Below are 18,422 nucleotides of genomic sequence, written 5' to 3'. Positions count from 1 at the left end.
TGATGCGGGCCTGGGGCGTGGGAAAGGGCTCCCGGTTGCGGTGGTGGGCTGGGTAGCCTCGCGGGCATGAGGATCGGCATTGTGGGGTCCACCGGCCAGGTCGGTGGCGTGATGCGGCAGGTGCTGGCGGAACGGAAGTTCCCGGCGGAGCAGGTGCGGTTGTTCGCCTCGGCGCGGTCGGCCGGGCGGACACTGCCGTGGCGCGACGGTGAGGTGACAGTCGAGGACGCCGCGACCGCGGACTACTCCGGCCTGGACATCGTGCTCTTTTCGGCCGGTAAGGGCACGGCACGGGAGCTGGCACCCCGGGTCGCCGAGGCCGGCGCCGTGGTGATCGACAACTCCTCGGCGTTCCGGATGGACCCGCAGGTGCCGCTGGTGGTCGCCGAGGTCAACCCGCACGCGGCCCTCGACCGCCCGAAGGGCATCATCGCCAACCCCAACTGCACCACGATGGCCGCGATGCCGGTGCTGCGCCCGCTGCACGCCGAGGCTGGTCTGATCGGCCTGGTCGTCTCCACGTACCAGGCGGTCTCCGGTGCCGGGCTGGCCGGCGTCGCCGAGCTGGACGAGCAGGTCCGCAAGGTCGCCGAGCACGCCGCGGGGCTGGCATTCGACGGCTCGGCCGTGGAGTTTCCCGCGCCGCGCTCGTTCACCCAGCCGATCGCCTTCAACGTGCTCCCACTGGCCGGCTCGATCGTCGACGACGGCTCGTTCGAGACCGACGAGGAGCAGAAGCTCCGCAACGAGAGCCGCAAGATCCTCGAAATCCCCGACCTGAAGGTGTCCGGCACCTGCGTCCGGGTGCCGGTCTTCACCGGTCACTCGTTGCAGATCAACGCCCGGTTCGCCCGGCCGCTCACCCCGCAGCGCGCACACGAGCTGCTGGCCGACGCGCCCGGTGTGGCGCTGACCGACGTGCCGACGCCGTTGCAGGCCGCCGGGCAGGACCCGACGTACGTGGGTCGGATCCGCGCCGACGAGACCGCTGATTACGGGCTGGCCCTGTTCTGCTCCAACGACAACCTGCGTAAGGGCGCCGCGCTGAACGCGGTGCAGATCGCCGAGCTGGTCGCCGCCGAACGCCGCTGACCGTCGTCGTCACCGGGCCCTCGCCGCACGTCGGCGGGGGCCCGGTCCCGTTCCTGGCAGCCTCCTGCGACGATCCGCCGGTCGTGCTTGGATGGGGCGAAGCCGATCGATCTTCCCACCTGGAGGAAACCGTGCCGGATGACCGCGTCCAGCAGGCGTTGACCGATCTGGTCGCCGGGCGCTCGATGGGCGTCCTCGCCACGATCAAGCGGGACGGGCGGCCACAGCTGTCCACAGTGGTCTACTCCTTCGACCGTGACGCCGGCCTGATCCGGGTCTCGGTCACCGGCGGCCGGGCCAAGACCGCCAACCTGCGCCGGGACCCCCGGGCCAGCTTCCACGTCGGCAGCGAGGACGGCTGGGCGTACGCGGTGGTCGAGTGCCGCGCCGAGCTGACCGCGCCGGCCGCCGAGCCCGGCGACGAGACCGTCGAGGAGTTGGTGGCGCTCTACCGGGGGCTGCGCGGCGACCACCCCGACTGGGACGAATACCGCCAGGCCATGGTCGACGAGGCGAGGCTGGTGCTGCGCCTGCACGTGGAGCGCATCTACGGGATGCCGCCCCGGGGCTGACGCGCCCGTCACTGCCGGTCAGCCCGGTTCGATCACGGTCACCCCGGGCCAGCGCTGCGCGGGTCGGTGCCGGGCCAACCGCTGCCGGGACCGGGCCACGTCCACCCGGGCCGGGTTGTGCCGCCAGACCCCGCCCAGCAGATCCGCCAGACCGTACGGGGCGCAGACCTCCAGGCGGTCGGCCGGGTCCAGCCGGACGACCACCGCCGTCGCGTACTCCGGCCAGGTGGCCACCGCCTCGGCCACGCTGCGGTACGGCTCGATCGGGTCGCCGCCGAACCTCGCCGCGTACCAGGTGTGCACCGCCGCCTGGTTGCGTGCCTGCCACGGCGGGTCGGGCCACGCCGACGTCAGGCGGGCGGTGGCGCGGTGGTCGTCGTCGCGGGTCAGTCTCGTCGGGTCGAAGAAGACCACGTCCACGTCCCGGACCGTCGCCGGGTCGAACCCGTCGCCGTACCGCTCGCCCCAGACCAGGTCGCGCAGGGCGCCCGCGCCGATCCAGGCGTCCGGCAGCCCGGAGTCACGCACCACTGTCAGTGCCCGGGTGAGCCAGGCGCAGCCGGCGACCAACTCCCGCAACTCCTGCTCGCCCGTCGTCATCGGCCCACGGTAGGCAGCGGCACCAGGCGGTGGGAACCCGACGTGCGGGGTGCGTCGTCCGTCGCGGGGTATACCGCCCTCCCGTGCCTGCTCCGCCGTCGCGGGCCAGCTGCGAAAAGGGGGTACGGGATGGGAGCCGACCAGGCCAGCGACGGGACCCGCCCCGGTGGCCCGACCCTGAGACGGGAAACCTCCCGTCTGCTGTCGTTCAGCGACGGTGTCTTCGCCATCATCATCACCCTGCTGGTGCTGGACCTTCAGCCACCTCGGGTCGGCCGCGGTCAGTTGCTGTACGCGCTGGTCGAGCAGTGGCCGGCGTACCTCGCCTATGTCACGTCGTACGTGTACGTGGCGGTGGGGTGGCTGAACCACCGAGCCGCCTTCAACCGGGTGGGAAGCAGCGGAAAGGCCCTGCAGTGGTACAACCTCGGCGTGCTGTTCAGCACCGCGCTGCTGCCGTTCGCCACCTCGGTCGTCTCACAGGCGATGCGGGAGGGCGACGAGGCGGACCAGCGGGCCGGCGTGGCCCTCTACGGACTGGTCGGCGTGCTGGTCTCGGCGAGCTGGCTGGGTCTGTACCACTACCTCGCCCGACACTACGACCTGCTGGATCAGGCCGTCTCGCGGCGGTTCTTCCCGACCGAACGGGCACGGGCCGCAGTCGGCCTGCTGGGATACGCGCTGGCGATTCTCGTCGGATACCTGGCCAGCCCGCTGTTCGCGCTGGTGATCTTCCTTCTGTTGCCGATGTTCTACACAGTGACCAGCAGTGGATTCTACGAACTGCGGCGTTTGCGGCACCCCCACGGATAGCCCGGCGAGCCGTCGGCGTTACCCCGTCCCGGGCGGCGGGTAGACGGGCCGTGCCGACACCGAGAGGGGAGCACCATGACAACGGTCGGAGAGTTCATGACGACCCGGTTGGTGACGATGGACGGCAACGACACGCTCATCGCCGCCGCGCAGGAGATGCGTGACAGCGCGATTGGCGATGTGGTGGTGACCGACGGCGACAGCGTGGTCGGCATCGTCACGGACCGGGACATCACGGTCCGAGGTGTCGCGGAGAACATGGACCCGGGCTCGACGCAGCTCAACCAGATCACCACCCGCGACGTGATCACGGTGAGCCAGTACGACGACGTGGTGGCCGCCGCTGACCTGATGCGTACGTACGCCGTACGCCGGCTCCCGGTGATCGACGACGGGCGTCTTGTCGGCCTGATCTCGATGGGTGACCTCGCGGTCGAGCGTGAACCGCAGTCGGTGCTCGCGGACATCAGCGCCGACGATCCAAACAACTGACCGTCCGCCGCGGGCGCGCCGGCTCTCTCCCTCGGGGGAGGGCCGGCGCTGCGGTGTCGGGGACCAGATCGAGGGATCAGGACTGGTCGAACTGGAGCCGCACGTCGGTGACCCCACGAGCGGCGGCCACCGTCGCGGCCTCGGCGTCGACGTCGCGTCGGACCCGGGCGGACAGCGGGGACCACGGGGTGACGGTCAGCTCCAGTCGCTTCTTTCCGGCCTGCCGTGCCCGCCAGGTGCCGGTCACCTCCCCGTCCACCAGCAGCGCACCCGGATTGCCGATGGCTCGCCACAGTTGCTTCTGGTGCTCGCGTTCGGGCACCAGCAGGTCACGATCGCGACCGGCGAGGAACGGGTCGCCCGGCGGCAGCAGCCGCACCAGCCGGGGCGGCGGCGCGTTGGTCAGCGCTTCGACCGCGTCTGCCGGTAGCCAGGCGGGTCGCCCGTCGACCCGCACCTCGACCAGGCCCGTCGGCCAGACCCGACGCAGCTCCGTCGCCGAGGAGCCGAGGAAGCCGGCGGCGTCGGCCGGGGTGGCCGGGCCGAGCAGCCGCAGGTATGTCGTGACCAGCTCGGCGGTGTGCGCGGCGGCGGTGGGCGGGTCGGTGCGCTCGGGCAGTGGGGCGAGGCGGGCGGCGCGGCCGGACACCACGAGACGCACCCCACCGGCGAGCCCGGCCTGTTGAAAGACCGCACCGGAGATGTGCCGGGCCTGGCACACCCGGCAGTCGTAGGTCAGCTCGCTGGGCACCCGGTCGGAGACGGCACGGCTCACCACGCCGCGCTCCAACTCGGTGGTGACCACCGACTGGAACGCCTCGGCGGTGGCCCGGAAGGCAGCCAGCCCGAGCCGTGCACCCGCGCCGATCTGGCCCGGGATGCGGCGGGTGGCGTCGGCGTCGCTGAGCGGCCAGATCGCCGCGGCCAGCGCCGGCAACTCGGCCCGGCGGTGCAGGTGCGGGGCGCCGCGCATCGACCAGACCAGCTCCAGGCGGTCGTCCGGCCCGGTCGCGCCGCGCGCCGCCAGTGCCTGCCGGGCGGTGCCGTAGGGCGTGTCCTGCACGCCGAGAGCCAGAACGGCCAGGTCGCCCGGACGAGGGCCGCCGGAGCGGTCGAGCTGCTGGGCCGCCGCCCGGTAGGCGAGCACCTGCCGCCGGTCGACCTGTGGTGGCGTCTGCCCGCTCATGTGCCTCCCGTCCCGCACGTCCCGTCCGGGACGCTACCGCGCTGGTCCGACACCGCCCGGCGGCTCACCCGATCCGGGCGAGGTTGACCGGGGAAGCGGCGGGGACCCGTGCGGGGACGTGCAACGCCGGCCGGCCGCGCGACGCGAGCGCGGTGAATGGGACCCCGGGCCCGGCAACTGGGAGGAGTGGACCCGATGGTGGACGCGACCACGAGGTTCTTCGAGGACCTGGACCGGCGGGGGTACGAACCCCTGCTGGCCAAGACCTCCGGGACAGTGCGTATCGACCTGCACGAGGGGGCGCAGACCCGGCACTGGCTGCTGAGGATCGACCACGGCCGGCTGGACGTGAGTCAGGAGGACCAGGAGGCCGACACGGTCATCGGGACGAGCCCGGTGCTCTTCGACGACATCGCCTCGGGCCGCGAACACGGCCTGGCCGCGCTGTTGCGCGGGGACATGACGGTGTCCGGGGACGCTCGTCTCGTCGTACAGGTGGAGCGGATCTTCCCGGGTTCCCCGGACGCCCGTGGACCTCGTCGGCGTTTCGTGGGGGAGGCGGACTGATGGGGCAGAGCAACACGATCCGGATCCTGGACGGCAACACGTTCGTCGTGTGCGAGGACACCGGTGACATCGAGGCGACACCGAGCGAGCCGACCGGGCTGTTCTCCATCGACACCCGGTTCCTGTCGACCTGGGTGCTGACCGTCAACGGTGAGCGGCTGAACTCGCTCTCCTTCGACGACCTCCAGTACTTCGAGTCGCGATTCTTCCTCGTCCCGGGGATGGCCACGCACTACGTGGACGCGAAGTTGTCGATCATCCGCGAGCGCGCGGTGGGTGGCAGCTTCTGCGAGCAGCTCACCATCCTCAACCACGACGAGAAGCCGGTCGACCTGGAAGTCCGGATGGACGCGGCATCGGACTTCGCCGACCTGTTCCAGGTCAAGGACGAGATCGTGAACAAGAAGGGCGAGATCTTCACCGAGGTCGAGTCGGACCGGCTGCGGTTGGGATACCGAAGGGGCAACTTCCAACGCGAGACGGTCATCTCCTCGTCGATGTCTCCCCGATACGACAGCAAGGGCTTCGCGTACACGGTGCACCTGGAGCCCAACGAGCAGTGGGAAGCCTCGATCGACGTCAAGACGCACGCCGTCGGCCCGGGCGGCCGGGACCTGCGTTTCGGGCTGCGCGTGCACGGCAACGAGCGGCTCGCCCTCCAGCACGACCTGGAGCAGTGGATCGCCGACGCTCCGAAGGTCAACAGTGAGCACGGCCGGGTGGCCGCCACGTACCGGCGCAGCCTGATCGACCTGGCGGCGCTGCGCTTCTCGCCGCTGTCGCTGGGCGGCGCCACACTGCCGGCGGCCGGCCTGCCCTGGTTCATGACCATGTTCGGCCGGGACAGCATCCTCACCTGCCTCCAGACGCTGCCGTTCACCCCGCAGTTGTCGAAGACGACCCTGCGCATCCTGGCCTCCCTGCAGGGCAGCCGGTTCGACGACTTCCGGGACGAGGACCCGGGGCGCATCCTGCACGAGATGCGTTACGGCGAGACCGCGGCCTTCGAGGAGCAACCTCACTCGCCGTACTACGGCTCGGTGGACGCGACGCCGCTGTTCGTCGTGCTGCTCGACGAGTACGAGCGGTGGACCGGGGACGTCGCGCTGGTCAAGGAGTTGGAGCGGGAGTCCCGGGCGGCGCTGAAGTGGATCGACAACTACGCCGACCTGGTTGGCAGCGGCTACATCTGGTACGAGCGGCGCAACACCGACACCGGCCTGGAGAACCAGTGCTGGAAGGACTCCTGGGACTCGATCTCCTACCGCGACGGCACCCTGCCGCCGTTCCCGCGGGCCACCTGCGAGGTGCAGGGGTACGCGTACGACGCGAAGGTCCGCGGGGCCCGGATGGCCCGCGAGTTCTGGGATGACCCGGAGTTCGCCGACCAGTTGGAGCGGGAGGCGGCAGCCCTGAAGGAGCGGTTCAACCGGGACTGGTGGGTGGACGAAGGCGAGTTCTACGCCCTGGCCCTGGACCCGGACGGTCGCCAGTGCGACATCCTCAGCTCGAACATCGGCCACCTGCTGTGGAGCGGGATCGTCGAACCCGAGCGGGCGGAGAAGCTGGCCGCCCACCTGGTGGGGCCGCGGCTCTTCTCCGGCTGGGGAGTGCGCACCCTCGCCGAGGGGGAGGCCCGGTACAACCCGATCGGCTACCACAACGGCACGATCTGGCCGTTCGACAACTCCTTCATCGCCTGGGGTCTGCGCCGGTACGGGTTTGCCGAGGAGGCCGCCACCATCGCCAACGGCATCCTGGACGCGGCCACGTACTTCGACGGCCGGTTGCCGGAGGCGTTCGGCGGCTATCCCCGGGAGCTGACAAAGTTCCCGGTGGAGTATCCGACGGCGTGCAGCCCGCAGGCCTGGTCGACCGGCACCCCGCTGCTGCTGCTGCGGACCATGCTCGGTCTGGAGCCACACGAGGGCCACCTGACCGTCGAGCCACGGCTGCCGGTGGGCATGGGGCGGATCGAGGTGCTGGACATCCCGGGTCGCTGGGGTCGGGTGGACGCGTTCGCCCGGGGCCGGCTGGACCTGGACAAGCTCGCCGACTGAGCGATCGACCGACGAACCGGCGGCGGCGCGCAACCCGCGTCGCCGCCGGTCGCCACCCAGCCGAACCACAGGCTGGCAGGGTAGATTCTGCGGATGCCGGAGCTCGTGTACCCGCCCATTATCGCCGCCGCCAAGACGGCGTTCCGCCTTCTCGACCTGAAGATCACCATCGAGGGCGCCCACCACGTACCCCGCACCGGCGGGGCGGTGCTGGCCAGCAACCACGTGAGCTACCTCGACTTCATCTTCGCCGGCCTGGGCGCGAACCCCTCGGGGCGGCTGGTCCGGTTCATGGCCAAGCAGTCGGTCTTCGCGGACCGGATCGGCGGCCCGTTGATGCGCGGGATGAAGCACATTCCGGTGGACCGGCAGGCCGGCGCTGCCTCGTTCCGGGCCGCTGTGGACGCGCTCAAGCGTGGCGAGGTCGTCGGCGTCTTCCCCGAGGGGACGATCAGCCGGTCGTTCACCGTGAAGGAGCTCAAGAGCGGCACGGTCCGGATGGCCCGCTCCGCGAAGGTGCCGGTGCTGCCGGTCGCGGTGTGGGGCACCCAACGGCTCTGGACCAAGGGCCGCCCGCGCACGCTCACCCGCCGGCACACACCGATCACCATCCTGGTCGGCGAGCCGATCAACCCGGCGGACTTCCCGGACCCGAACGTGCTGGCCGAGGAGCTGACCACCCGGCTCAACGCGCTCGTCGACCGGGCCCAGAGGGACTACCCGGACACCCCGGCCGGCCCGGACGACACCTGGTGGCTGCCCGCGCACCTGGGCGGCAGCGCGCCCACGCCGGAGGAGGCCGCCGTTCTGGACGCCGCCGCCGAGCAGCGCACCCCCAGCGCCTGACGCCGACGTGGCCGGATCGTTCCGCACCCGGGCGTGATGGTGTCTGCCGGCGCGGTCCTCATCCGGTCAGGATCGGAGCATGAGCAGAGCAGCACTCGTCGTGATCGACGTCCAGGAGTCCTTCCGTCAGCGCCCGATCTGGGCGTACGGCTCCAACCCCGACCTGGTGCGCCAGGTCGAACGACTGGTCGCCGCGGCCCGCGAGCGCGGCGACCTGGTGGTCTGGGTCCTGCATTCCGAGCCGGGCACCGGTGGGTTGTTCGACCCCGCCCTCGGGCACGTGCGGCTGATCGACGGGCTGGTCCCGGCCGAGGGTGAGCCGACGCTGGTCAAGACCGCGCACAACGCATTCACCACCACGAACCTCCAGCAGGTGCTCACCCAGGCGGGCATCCAGGACATCACCGTCTGCGGCATCCGCACCGAGCAGTGCGTGGAGACCACCGCCCGGGTCGGCTCCGACCTCGGCTACCGGATGACGTTCGTCACCGACGCCACGCTGACCTTCCCCATCCCACACCGGGACCTGCCGGAGACCGCCACGGTGGCGGAGATCCTGGCCGACCCGCGCACCCTCACGAACGAGGAGATCGTCACCCGCACCGAGTACGCGCTGGCTGGTCGCTTCGCGACCATCCGCACCGTGGACGAGGTGACCGGCGCGGCCCTCGCCGGCACCCGGAGCTGACGCGATGACCCGGGTCGTCTTCCTGCTGGTCCCGCAGCTGCACCTGCTGGACCTCGCCGGGCCGGCCCAGGTCTTCTCCAGCGCCGCCGACCTCGGTCTCGACTACCGGCTGCACTACGTCGCCGAGCGGGAGCAGGTGACCACCGTGCAGGGCGTACCCCTGGTCGCCGACACCCGGTGGCCCGAGCTGGCCCCGGACGACCTGGTCATCGTGCCCGGTTGGCGGCCGGCGGCGCACGGGCCGCAAGGGCCGGTGTCGCCCGGCGACCTGCGGCGGCTGGCCGAGCACCATTGCGCCGGTGGCACGGTGGCCAGCATCTGCGCCGGGGCGTACGCCCTCGGGCGGGCCGGGCTGCTCGACGGTCGACGTTGCACCACCCACCACGAGGTGCAGGACGACCTGGCCCGCCGGCACCCGGCGGCCCAGGTCATCCGCGACGTGCTGTACGTGGTCGACGACCGGGTGGTCACCTCGGCCGGCATCGCCAGTGGCATCGACGTGGCGTTGCACCTGGTGGCCACCCGGCATGGCCCGTCGACCGCCGCGAAGATCGCCCGCACGCTGGTCGTCTACGCCCGCCGCAACGGGCACGAGCAGCAGGCCAGCGCGATGATGCGGCACCGCTCCCACCTGTCCGACTCGGTGCACCGGGTGCAGGATCTGATCGACAGCCGGTACGCCGAGACGCTGCCACTGGCCGAGCTGGCGGCTGCCGGCGGCCTTGCGGAACGGACGCTGACCCGGCTGTTCCGCGCGGCCACCGGGCTCACCCCGCTCGGCTACCAGCAGGTGCTGCGGGTGGAACGTGCCGAGCACCTGATCGGCCACGGCACGACAGTGGAAGCCGCCGCGCGGACCGTCGGCTTCAGCGATGCCCGGATGCTGCGCCGCCTGCGAGCCCGCGCCACGAGCTCGGCTCCGGCCCCGAGCGGTAGTAGTCGTCCCGGGAGTGGAACTCCACCGGCAACGAGCCGGGCAGCGTGACCCGGGTGGCCCCGGCGAGCAGGGCGGGGCCGGCCCGCAACAGCAGCACGTCGCGCTCCTGAGCCGACAGGTCGACCAGTTCAGGTCGGGTGAGCCGGAACGTGGCGACCGCCCGGCGGACCTGCCGGGCCAACGCCACGACCTCTCCCGCTGGGCCGCCGAGGGCCAACGCCGGCTGTTGAATGGTGCGCAACGCATCGCAGACGATCAACAGCTGCGACGGCTCGTCCTCCTCGGCGACCGGCAACTCCAACCGGGACGGCCACTGCCACCGGATCTGCCCACTCATCAGGCCGTTCATCCGCGCGGATGGCCGCGCCCGGGGCAGGTCGTCGGCGACCAGCGACAGTTGCGAGCCGCTGCCCACCCAGCAGATCCGCTGGTCGGTGACGGTCACCGCGACGGGCTCGGGTAGCTGCCAACGGCGCCGTGTCTCGCTCGGCCCGAGCAGGTAGCCCGCGACCAGCAGACGGTGGCGGGCGAGGACCCGTTCACCATGCACCGGACGCAGGTTGTAACGGCGATCCAGGGTCGGCCCCACTTCGTCGTCCGGGGCGTCGAACCGGTGCGGACCGATGAAAAAGGGGGACGCGTCGGCGTGCATCGTCACGACCTCCCGATCAGCTGGCTGTGTGGTGAAGCCTCTCGGATCGGCCGGCCGCTGTCATGACGCCTGTTAGGGGGTCGGCCGGTCGTGCGCCGCGTGTGACCGGTAGATGCCGATCTCCTCCGGGCGGACGAGGCCGTCCTCGATCGCGCGGGCGAGTAGTGCCGCCTTTGTGGCGGCCGGCCGCCCCGCCCGGGTGTACTTGATCCGAGCACGGTCGACGTACTGCTTCACCGTGTGCTCGCTGATCCGCATCCGGCGCGCCACCGACGCCTTGGACATCGACTGGAACCAGAGCAGCAGCGCCTCACGTTCCTTGTCGGACAGCATCGGCCGATCCGGTCGCGGGTCGCCGACCATGGCTCCGGCCAGCGCCGGCGGCACGTACGGGCGGTCGCTCGCGGCGGCCAGCACGGTCGCCACGCAGTGCTCCCGCCCCTCGTGCTTGGCCAGGAACGCCACCGCCCCGGCGTCCAGCGCGGCGAGCATGGTCTGCGGGTCGGTGTGCTCCGAATAGACCACCACCCGACGCCCGGCGGTGCTCAGCTCGGCCAACTTGTCCAACGCCATCCGCCCGTGCAGCCTCAGGTCGAGCAGGACGACGTCGGCATCCGGCGCCACCCGCAGCACCTCGTCCGGGTCGTCGCCGGTGGCCAGCACGGTCAGCCGCGGCTCGGTGGCGAGCCAGGCGCGGACCCCCTCGACCACGACGGGATGGTCGTCGACGATCGCCACACCGATCGGCCGTTCGCCGGTCATCGCTGCCACCGGGTCTGCGCCCATCTGATGTTCCCGTCCCGTTCGTAGAGGTGCTGCACCTGCCCGTCGTCGTACTCCCCGGGTGGCGGGCCGGTCGCCTCCGGCCCCTCCCGGTCCGGCGTGACCAGGCTGACCACCACCTCGTCCGGGCCGGAGACCACTGTCAGCCGGGCCCAGCCCTCGGCGTCGGCGAGGGTGCCGGTGAGCGGATCGGCCAGCCGGCGTCGGATCTCCACCGGCAGCGGTGGCGGGGTCCCGATGGTGACCAGGTCGATCGGTAGGCCGTTGCGTTCCGCCAGGTCGGCGGCGGCCCGCAACTCGTGCAGCAGTGGGTCGGGCACGTCGTCCGACTCGGCGATCAGGCGGCGCAGCCGGGCGGCGGCCAGCACGCTGCGGCGCTGCACCTCCGGGTCGTTGGGGTCGGCCTGACCGGCGGCCAACTCCCCGAGCACCCGCCCGGCCGCCGAGCTGACCAGGGCGAGCCGGTCCCGACGGTCGCGGAGGCCACGCTCCGCGGCGTCGCGCTCCGCCGCCATAGTATGGCCGGCGGCCGAGACGGCGGCGCGTTCCCGCGCCAGCGAGACGATCGTCGCGCTGCCCACGAACACCGCCACCGGCAGCGAGAACGTGCCGTAGACGTACATCACGTAGCGGGCCACGTCGACCGGGTCGGGACCGTGCCCGAGCACGGCGACCAGCGCGATCAACGCGTGCGTGGTCAGCAGCGCGATCAGCCCCACGACCCGCCGACCCCACAGGGCCAGCACGAAGAACCAGCCGAGCGTGCCCCACACCCAGTTGGCGGCGGCGAACAACTGCCGCTCGCCGACCGCTGCGAAGACGGCCGCGTCGACGGCGAGCAGCAGCGCGGCCAACGGCCACGGCGGCAGCGGTGAGCCGCGCAGCAGCCGTATCCCGGCCACCGCGCCGGTCACCGCGACCAGCGCCCACGCGCCGAGCACCACCACCGGCGCGGCGAACTCCGCGCGGGCGGCCCACACCGCCGGCAGCCCGATCGCGACGTGCCAGGCCAGCGCGATGGCGACGGCGGCGATCCGGGCACCCCGGTCGGAGGCCTGCGCGACGGCCGCCGGCGCGGCGAGCCCGTCGGCGGAGACCGGCTCCCGGGGGGCCGGCACGCTGGTCCGGTCCGGTGCCTGCGGTGCGCCGATGGTGTGCGCTGGCGCGCCGAGGTCAGCCGACACCAGGCCACTCCAGTCGGATCCGGGTGCCGGTGCCGGGTGCCGAGTGCACGTCGGCCCGACCGCCGACCGCCGCCATCCGGCCGCCGATCGACTCGCGTAACCCGTACCGGTGGGGTGGGACGGTGGCCGGGTCGAAGCCGGGGCCGTCGTCGACGACCTCGACCACGACGCCGATCGCATCCCGTTTCAGCCGCAGCGTGGCCCGCGCGCCCGGCGCGTGACGGACCACGTTGGACATCGCGGCGTAGGTGCTCTCGCCGATGGCGTCGGCAACCCCGGACGGGACCGCACACGACTCCAGGTCAAGGTGCGCCGGAAGCTCGGGCAGGCGGGCCGCCACCAACCGCAACCGCCCGTCCAGCGGCACCGGGCCGTCACCGGCCACCGGGCCGACGTCGGTGTGCGCGACGAGAGTACGCAGGTCGGCGGCACACCGGTCGCGGAAGGCGGTCGAGGGCCCGGACACCGCGCCCAGCCCGACCATGGTCAAGGTGCCGAGCACCGTGTCGTGCAGGTCGCGATTCTGCTGCCGTTCCGCCTCGCGGGCGGTTCGCGCGACCAACGCCTCCCGGGTCAACCGTTGATGCTCGACGAAGGCGCGGTCCGCACGGCCGAGTCGTCGACGCATCACCGCCGTCATCATCGCCGTGCAGGCGGTCTGCACCAACAGGGTGGCCGCGTGCGCCCGAGCCTCGGTGGGATTGCCGGCGGCCTGCGTGCCTGTCACATAGGTGGCGACGACGAGCAGGCCGGCCGGGATGGACCAGCGCGCCGGGGCGGTGGCCTGGGTGTTGATCACCGTGGTGCTGGCCAGCACCGCGATCCAACTGCCCTCACCGGGCAGGACCCCGGGTGCCACCATGACGGGGATGAGCAGGCAGGCCACCGCGGTGACCGCGACGTCACCGCCGACCAGGCTCGGTGTGATCCCGTGGCGCAACGCGCCGTGCGCGTACCAGAGCGACCAGCCGGTCAGCGCGGCGACGCCGGGCAGCAACACGGCTGGCTCGACCGGCGGGGTCTGCACCGACAGGGCCACCGACGCGCCGACCAACCCGCAGGTCAGCCGCAGCAGCGCCGGCAGTGTGGTGAAGATGAGGCCGAATGCGCCGCCGGCCGGATTGTCCAGCGTGGGCGGCGGCACGGGCGGGGTGGCAACGGCCGGCATCGGGAAGTGTCCTTCCGACAACGACCCGGTCCGGGTCCGTGCGGTAGAGATCGACATCGGACAATAGCATGGCTGGTGTCGAACGTTGACCCCGTTGTGCGCAGAGTGTCGCTAATGTGTCACTCTGCGCTGCGGGGTTGGAGCAGGTCCCAGCGGTTGCCGTAGAGATCGGCGAAGACCGCGACAGAGCCGTACGCCTCGTGGCGTGGTTCCTCCAGGAAGCGCACCCCGGCGGCCACCATCCGGGCGTGGTCCCGGGCGAAGTCCTCGGTGTACAGGAACAACCCGACCCGGCCGCCGGTCTGGTCGCCAACCCGGGCGTGCTGCTCGTCGGTGCTCGCCCTGGCCAGCAGCAACGCCGTCTCCCGGGCGCCCGCCGGGCGGACCACCACCCATCGCGAACCGTCGGGTCGGGCGGTGTCCTCCACCAACTCGAAACCGAGGTCGCCGACGTAGAAGTCGATCGCCTCGTCGTACTCCCTGACCACCAGCGCGACGAGTCCCAGATGTGCCATCCGGTCATCATGCCGCCGGGCACGTCGCACCCGGTTGGCGGCGTCCCCGCCGGTCGCCCGGATCACGCCGCAGCGCGCCGTCGCAGCGGCGCGTGTCGCGGCTCGCGCGTGAACCACTCGCGTTCGTCAGGTGCCCTGGCGGGAACCGGATGCGGCCGTGGGCCGTCCCATCCTCGGGTGGAGAGGTGGTGAGCCGGATGCGCTCGTCCCGGACCGTACTGGCGTTCGCACTGCTCGGCATGGCGCTGGGTGGCTGCGGTGGCACGACCACCGGGCCGGGCGTGGCCGAGGAGCCCGGCCCGGCTCAGATCGTCGACTCGTGGGCCTCCTGCCGCGCAGCGGCACCACAGGCCGGTGCGGTGTTGTCGGTACCGAACACGCCGACACCGACACCGACCGTGCCCGAGCCGAAGATCGGGCGCATCGACCCCGCGTTCACCCCGGTCGCCGCCGTGCTCTGCGGGCGGGAGATCCGACCGGGCGTCAACGGAGGCCAGGAGCAGACCGCCGCGGAGCGACGCGCCGAGCAGATCGCACCGCTGCTCGCCGCACTGCGCCTGCCCAACGAGCAGGCCGACGGGGAGATCGCCTGCACCCTCGACATGGTCATCCCACCCTGGTTGGCTCTGCTCGACGACCGGGGGCGCTGGCTGCGGCCGTACCTGCCGACGAACGTCTGCGGCAGGCCGCGCGCCGAGGTGAGCGACGCCCTCGCCGGGCTGTCCTGGACCACTGTGGACACCCGTACCGTCGGGCAGGTGGAATCCCCGGCGGCCGAGGCCGCCGGATGCGCGCAACGGTGGGCGGACATGGTGTGGGTGGAGACCAGCAACGGACGGCCCGGGCCGCCCGCGCCGGCCACGTCTCCGGCCGCCGGGCCGCTGCGCCTCTGCGTCTACCAGGTGCCCGCGTCGCAACAGGGTGGCGGCAAGCCGGCGGGCGATTTCGTGTACGGCGGGCCGCTGCCGGCCGAGCGCCAGGCGGGCGTGCTCCGTGGGCTGGCCAACCGCCGGGCGGTGGCCGAGTGTCAGACCCCGGCGTCGCGTTTCGCGGTGCTGCGCCCGCTGGACGGCGCCGCCGGACCCGACCGGTACGTGGAACTCGACGGCTGCCGACGCTTCCTGGTCGCGCCACCGACGGGTGGAGCGCAGCTCGGTCAGGGCGACGAAGCGCTGGCGGCATTGCTGGGGCCCGTCTGAGCCCGCTCAGCGTTTCACGGGCTGCGCTCGTCCACGCAAACTTCGGCGCGGCACGTCGCACCACAGGGGAGTAGGGTGAAAATTCTGTAGCCCACGTCCCTGGATGGGGCGGGGCGAGCCGGCGTCACGAGATCGGCGTGGGTCCCAGGTCCACCCGCCGTGGATCTGTGCAGCAGCCCGCCAAGGCGTGCTGCCATCCGCGCGCTCGACGGCTCTGCCGGCAGCGGGCGCGCCGGCCCCGAGGACCTGGTGCACTCATGCCCCGCCTGCCGACGGACCCCGCCACCGCGTTCGTCGAACTCGGGGGTATCAAGCTCTCCGAGGTCAATCTCGACGAGGTCCTTCAGCGGGTAGCCGAGCTCGCGAAACGCGTCCTGCCCATGCCGGTGGAGGTGTCGGTCACGTTGATGCGTGGTGGGGTCGGACATACGGCGGCCTTCACCAGTGAGGTTGCCCGTGACATGGACGAGGGGCAGTACGCCCACGGGCGTGGCCCGTGCCTGGAGGCCGCCGCCAGCGGCGATGTCGTCTCCGTCCCCGATCTGGCCAGCGAGGACCGGTGGCCGGTGTGGGCCGCCCGCGGCCGGGGGCGGGGCCTGGGCAGTTCCCTGTCGATCGGCCTGCCGATCCAGGAAGCTGTCGTCGGAGCGCTGAACGTCTACGCACACACGCCCGAGGCCTTCGACGACGAAGCCGTGACGGTGCTGGAGACGTTCGCCGCGTACGCCGCGGTCGCCCTGTCCAACGCCCAGCTCTACGACAGCACCGCCAACCTCGCCCGGCAGATGCGCGAGGCGATGGCCAACCGGGCGGTCATCGAGCAGGCCAAGGGCATCGTCATGGCCGAGCGGCGCTGCGGCCCCGCCGAGGCGTTCGCGATCCTGTCGAAGGTCTCGCAGGACTCCAACCGCAAGGTCCGTGACGTGGCCCAGGCTCTGGTCGACCGGACCGCCGGGCCACGCCGGGCCTGACGGCCATCCGGCCGCGCCCGTACGTGTGCGGGGCGAGACTTCGGGTAGGGCCGAGGGAAGCCGACGAGAGGATCCCTCAATGCCGAGCACCACGATGCCCATGCTCGAGACGTACCCGAAGTCGATCAACCTGGACCGGGCGAAGCTTGCGGCGGCGATCGACGCCCTCAACGACTGCGCCCAGGCATGTACGGCGTGCGCTGACGCCTGCCTCAGCGAGGACATGGTCGCCGACCTGACCAAGTGCATCCGGACGGACCTGGACTGCGCGGACATCTGCACCACCACGGCCCGGGTGCTGTCCCGGCACACCGGCTACGACGCGAACCTCAGCCGGAGCCTCCTGGAGGCGTGCGCCACGGCGTGCAAGTCGTGCGGTGACGAGTGTGCCCGGCACGCCGACATGCACGAGCACTGCCGGATCTGTGCGGACGCCTGCCGGGCCTGCGAGCGGGCCTGTCGGGACCTGCTGGCCACGATGAGCTGACCGCGGCGCGCGGTGCCGGGCGCCGAGGGGCGTCGGCACCGCTCACGCGGAAGGCTCGCTACTTCGACAGGGCGCGCTCCAGCTCCGCCTTCGACATCGACGAGCGCCCCTTGATGCCGCGCTGCTTCGCCTCGTTGTAGAGCTGCTCCTTGGTGCGACCCTTCGCGCCGCTGTGGGAGCGCTTACCGCCGCGGTGCCCGGACGACACGTCGTTGCGCGACGACCGGCTCGACGTGCGCGCCTCACCCGAGCGGGCCCGTTCCTTGTTCACCGTGCGGGCCGCGATCTCCTTGGCCCGGCCGGCGGAGGCGCCCCGCTCCTGCGCGCTCTCCTTGATGTGCTCGTACTGCCGCTCCCTCTTGGGGCTTGATCCTGCTGGCATCGGTGCCTCCCGCAGCCGCTGTCGGGTGAGGTCGAGACCCGGCTCGCACAGTCCGAGGTGCGATCGAGACATCCCAGGCCGGGGCGTCGCGCTCACGCTTTTGGGCCACCATGCCCAGTCGCCACAGAGGTCAAACGAGTGCCGCTAACGCGCGTGCCCGACGATCGCCCGGCACGTTGTCGGCGCGACGGAACAGCGCCGGCCGTCCCGGCCCGCGCGCTGGACCCGATCCGGCTGCACGTTCGGAACCGCTCCGAGCGGCGTCGTATAGTTGTTGCCGCAGCCGACGCCTGTGCGTCGGCCAGTCAGCGTCCAGCAGCGGGCGCCGGGCTCGGTTGGCGAGCCTGTGCGGCGCCCCGTGTTCGCGGTGCGCCATCACCACGCGCGCTGCCGTCGCCTTCCTGCAACTGGTACGCGCCCCGGGCACGAGGACCTTGACGTCATGGCACAGCAGCCCATTGATCCCAATGCGGCGATCTCTGAACTCGGCCAGATCAAATTCGGCGAGACCGATCTGTCCGGAGTGTTGAGCCAGGTCTCCGAGCTGGCACGCCGAACGATTCCCGGCGCGGAAGAGGTGTCGGTGACGTTGCTGAAGCAGGAGGGGGCGCACACCGCCGCGTTCAGCGGCGAGATGGCGTTACGACTCGACGAACTGCAGTACGAGTATGAGCAGGGCCCGTGTCTGGAGGCGGCAAAGGAAGCCGCCGTCGTGTCCGTCCCGGACATGTCCGAAGAGGTTCGTTGGCCGGAGTGGGCGGCCCAAGCCGTGCAGGGCGGAGCGCTCAGCTCACTGTCGATCGGGTTCCCGATCCAGGAGACCGTGCTCGGGGCACTGAACATCTACGGGGTCAAACCGGGCGCCTTCGACGACGACGCGGTCACCCTCGCGCAGACGTTCGCCGGGTACGCCGCCGTCGCCCTCGCCAACGCCCACCTGTACGACACCACCGCCACCCTGGCCGCGCAGATGCAGTCGGCCATGCAGAGTCGAGCGGTCATCGAGCAGGCGAAGGGCATCATCATGGGCGAACGCCGCTGCACCCCGGATGAGGCGTTCGCCATCCTCGCGAAGGTCTCCCAGGACTCCAACCGCAAACTGCGGGACGTCGCCGCCGCGCTGGTCGAAAGGGCCGCCCGACCGTCGAGCCTCAAACGGGATCGCGGTGACGCAGGCCACCTGCCGTGAGCGCTCGGCTACGGAACGCTGGGGCGGCCCGCCACCGTG

21 protein-coding genes are annotated in these 18,422 nt (G+C 71.8%); 13 read left to right on the top strand and 8 right to left on the bottom strand.

Going from position 1 to position 18,422, the window contains the following annotated elements:
* Positions 1 to 66: 66 nt before the first annotated feature.
* On the top strand, positions 67 to 1,092 hold the full coding sequence (locus tag KBX34_RS06455; protein WP_088949823.1) for an aspartate-semialdehyde dehydrogenase: 1,026 nt from the start codon (positions 67 to 69) through the stop codon (positions 1,090 to 1,092).
* Positions 1,093 to 1,223: 131 nt separating this feature from the next.
* Positions 1,224 to 1,664 carry a PPOX class F420-dependent oxidoreductase gene (locus KBX34_RS06450; RefSeq protein ID WP_179780658.1) on the top strand — a complete coding sequence of 147 codons (441 nt, stop codon included), beginning with the start codon at positions 1,224 to 1,226 and terminating at the stop codon, positions 1,662 to 1,664.
* Between the two features lie 18 nt (positions 1,665 to 1,682).
* Here KBX34_RS06450 and KBX34_RS06445 read toward each other — a convergent pair whose 3' ends face one another.
* Entirely contained in the window at positions 1,683 to 2,264 is a 582-nt protein-coding gene (locus tag KBX34_RS06445; protein WP_210923747.1) for a nucleotidyltransferase family protein, read from the bottom strand.
* A 129-nt stretch (positions 2,265 to 2,393) separates the two neighbouring features.
* Between KBX34_RS06445 and KBX34_RS06440 the strand changes: the two genes are divergently transcribed.
* Both KBX34_RS06440 and KBX34_RS06435 read left to right on the top strand, forming a co-directional pair.
* On the top strand, positions 2,394 to 3,077 hold the full coding sequence (locus KBX34_RS06440; protein WP_210923745.1) for a TMEM175 family protein: 684 nt from the start codon (positions 2,394 to 2,396) through the stop codon (positions 3,075 to 3,077).
* 75 nt (positions 3,078 to 3,152) lie between these two features.
* Positions 3,153 to 3,569, top strand: a complete 417-nt coding sequence (locus KBX34_RS06435; RefSeq protein ID WP_088949820.1) for a CBS domain-containing protein — start codon at positions 3,153 to 3,155, stop codon at positions 3,567 to 3,569.
* A gap of 76 nt (positions 3,570 to 3,645) precedes the next feature.
* Here KBX34_RS06435 and KBX34_RS06430 read toward each other — a convergent pair whose 3' ends face one another.
* Positions 3,646 to 4,755, bottom strand: coding sequence for a winged helix DNA-binding domain-containing protein (locus KBX34_RS06430; RefSeq protein WP_210923743.1), 1,110 nt, complete (start codon positions 4,753 to 4,755; stop codon positions 3,646 to 3,648).
* A 195-nt stretch (positions 4,756 to 4,950) separates the two neighbouring features.
* Here KBX34_RS06430 and KBX34_RS06425 point away from each other — a divergent pair, with 195 nt between their 5' ends.
* From KBX34_RS06425 to KBX34_RS06405, 5 genes are all read left to right on the top strand, one after another.
* Positions 4,951 to 5,322 (top strand): SCP2 sterol-binding domain-containing protein, encoded by a 372-nt coding sequence (locus KBX34_RS06425; RefSeq protein WP_099848068.1) that lies wholly within the window; start codon positions 4,951 to 4,953, stop codon positions 5,320 to 5,322.
* On the top strand, positions 5,322 to 7,382 hold the full coding sequence (locus KBX34_RS06420; protein WP_210923741.1) for an amylo-alpha-1,6-glucosidase: 2,061 nt from the start codon (positions 5,322 to 5,324) through the stop codon (positions 7,380 to 7,382). The genes KBX34_RS06425 and KBX34_RS06420 overlap by 1 nt, the downstream gene beginning before the upstream one ends.
* A 93-nt stretch (positions 7,383 to 7,475) precedes the next feature.
* The gene (locus tag KBX34_RS06415) at positions 7,476 to 8,228 is read left to right on the top strand and encodes a 1-acyl-sn-glycerol-3-phosphate acyltransferase (RefSeq protein WP_088949816.1); all 753 of its coding nucleotides are present in this window, start codon (positions 7,476 to 7,478) and stop codon (positions 8,226 to 8,228) included.
* A gap of 79 nt (positions 8,229 to 8,307) precedes the next feature.
* Positions 8,308 to 8,916 (top strand): isochorismatase family protein, encoded by a 609-nt coding sequence (locus KBX34_RS06410; protein ID WP_210923739.1) that lies wholly within the window; start codon positions 8,308 to 8,310, stop codon positions 8,914 to 8,916.
* A gap of 4 nt (positions 8,917 to 8,920) precedes the next feature.
* Positions 8,921 to 9,901 carry a GlxA family transcriptional regulator gene (locus KBX34_RS06405; protein ID WP_210923737.1) on the top strand — a complete coding sequence of 327 codons (981 nt, stop codon included), beginning with the start codon at positions 8,921 to 8,923 and terminating at the stop codon, positions 9,899 to 9,901.
* Here KBX34_RS06405 and KBX34_RS06400 read toward each other — a convergent pair.
* The 5 genes from KBX34_RS06400 to KBX34_RS06380 all read right to left on the bottom strand — a co-directional run bounded on the left by KBX34_RS06400 (position 9,783) and on the right by KBX34_RS06380 (position 14,155).
* Positions 9,783 to 10,505 (bottom strand): hypothetical protein, encoded by a 723-nt coding sequence (locus tag KBX34_RS06400; RefSeq protein WP_210923735.1) that lies wholly within the window; start codon positions 10,503 to 10,505, stop codon positions 9,783 to 9,785. The two genes, KBX34_RS06405 and KBX34_RS06400, sit on opposite strands and share 119 nt — an antisense overlap.
* 72 nt (positions 10,506 to 10,577) lie before the next feature.
* Entirely contained in the window at positions 10,578 to 11,291 is a 714-nt protein-coding gene (locus tag KBX34_RS06395) for a response regulator transcription factor (RefSeq protein ID WP_088949813.1), read from the bottom strand.
* Positions 11,264 to 12,439, bottom strand: coding sequence for a hypothetical protein (locus tag KBX34_RS06390; protein ID WP_374223660.1), 1,176 nt, complete (start codon positions 12,437 to 12,439; stop codon positions 11,264 to 11,266). The genes KBX34_RS06395 and KBX34_RS06390 overlap by 28 nt, the downstream gene beginning before the upstream one ends.
* Before the next feature lie 22 nt (positions 12,440 to 12,461).
* A complete protein-coding gene (locus KBX34_RS06385; protein WP_210923732.1) occupies positions 12,462 to 13,640 on the bottom strand; it encodes a sensor histidine kinase in 1,179 nt (392 codons plus the stop codon).
* A gap of 119 nt (positions 13,641 to 13,759) precedes the next feature.
* Positions 13,760 to 14,155, bottom strand: a complete 396-nt coding sequence (locus KBX34_RS06380; RefSeq protein WP_210923730.1) for a VOC family protein — start codon at positions 14,153 to 14,155, stop codon at positions 13,760 to 13,762.
* 197 nt (positions 14,156 to 14,352) lie between these two features.
* Between KBX34_RS06380 and KBX34_RS06375 the strand changes: the two genes are divergently transcribed.
* The 3 genes from KBX34_RS06375 to KBX34_RS06365 all read left to right on the top strand — a co-directional run bounded on the left by KBX34_RS06375 (position 14,353) and on the right by KBX34_RS06365 (position 16,812).
* Complete coding sequence (locus tag KBX34_RS06375) at positions 14,353 to 15,354, top strand: hypothetical protein (protein ID WP_210923728.1); 1,002 nt, start codon at positions 14,353 to 14,355, stop codon at positions 15,352 to 15,354.
* A gap of 257 nt (positions 15,355 to 15,611) precedes the next feature.
* Complete coding sequence (locus KBX34_RS06370) at positions 15,612 to 16,325, top strand: GAF and ANTAR domain-containing protein (RefSeq protein ID WP_210923726.1); 714 nt, start codon at positions 15,612 to 15,614, stop codon at positions 16,323 to 16,325.
* A gap of 79 nt (positions 16,326 to 16,404) precedes the next feature.
* Complete coding sequence (locus tag KBX34_RS06365) at positions 16,405 to 16,812, top strand: four-helix bundle copper-binding protein (protein ID WP_099848054.1); 408 nt, start codon at positions 16,405 to 16,407, stop codon at positions 16,810 to 16,812.
* 58 nt (positions 16,813 to 16,870) lie between these two features.
* Here KBX34_RS06365 and KBX34_RS06360 read toward each other — a convergent pair whose 3' ends face one another.
* Positions 16,871 to 17,194: a plasmid stabilization protein gene (locus tag KBX34_RS06360; RefSeq protein ID WP_088951974.1), complete on the bottom strand. Its 324-nt coding sequence runs from the start codon at positions 17,192 to 17,194 to the stop codon at positions 16,871 to 16,873.
* Positions 17,195 to 17,636: 442 nt separating this feature from the next.
* On the opposite strand from KBX34_RS06360, the gene KBX34_RS06355 reads away from it, so the two are divergent.
* Positions 17,637 to 18,383, top strand: coding sequence for a GAF and ANTAR domain-containing protein (locus tag KBX34_RS06355; protein ID WP_210923724.1), 747 nt, complete (start codon positions 17,637 to 17,639; stop codon positions 18,381 to 18,383).
* Positions 18,384 to 18,422 lie beyond the last annotated feature (39 nt).

The organism is Micromonospora sp. M61 (genome assembly GCF_018070245.1).
In the GTDB taxonomy this organism is placed as follows: Bacteria; Actinomycetota; Actinomycetes; order Mycobacteriales; family Micromonosporaceae; genus Micromonospora; species Micromonospora zamorensis.
The sequence above is the reverse complement of the archived record's forward strand: the minus strand, read 5'-3'. Positions and strand labels throughout refer to the sequence as shown.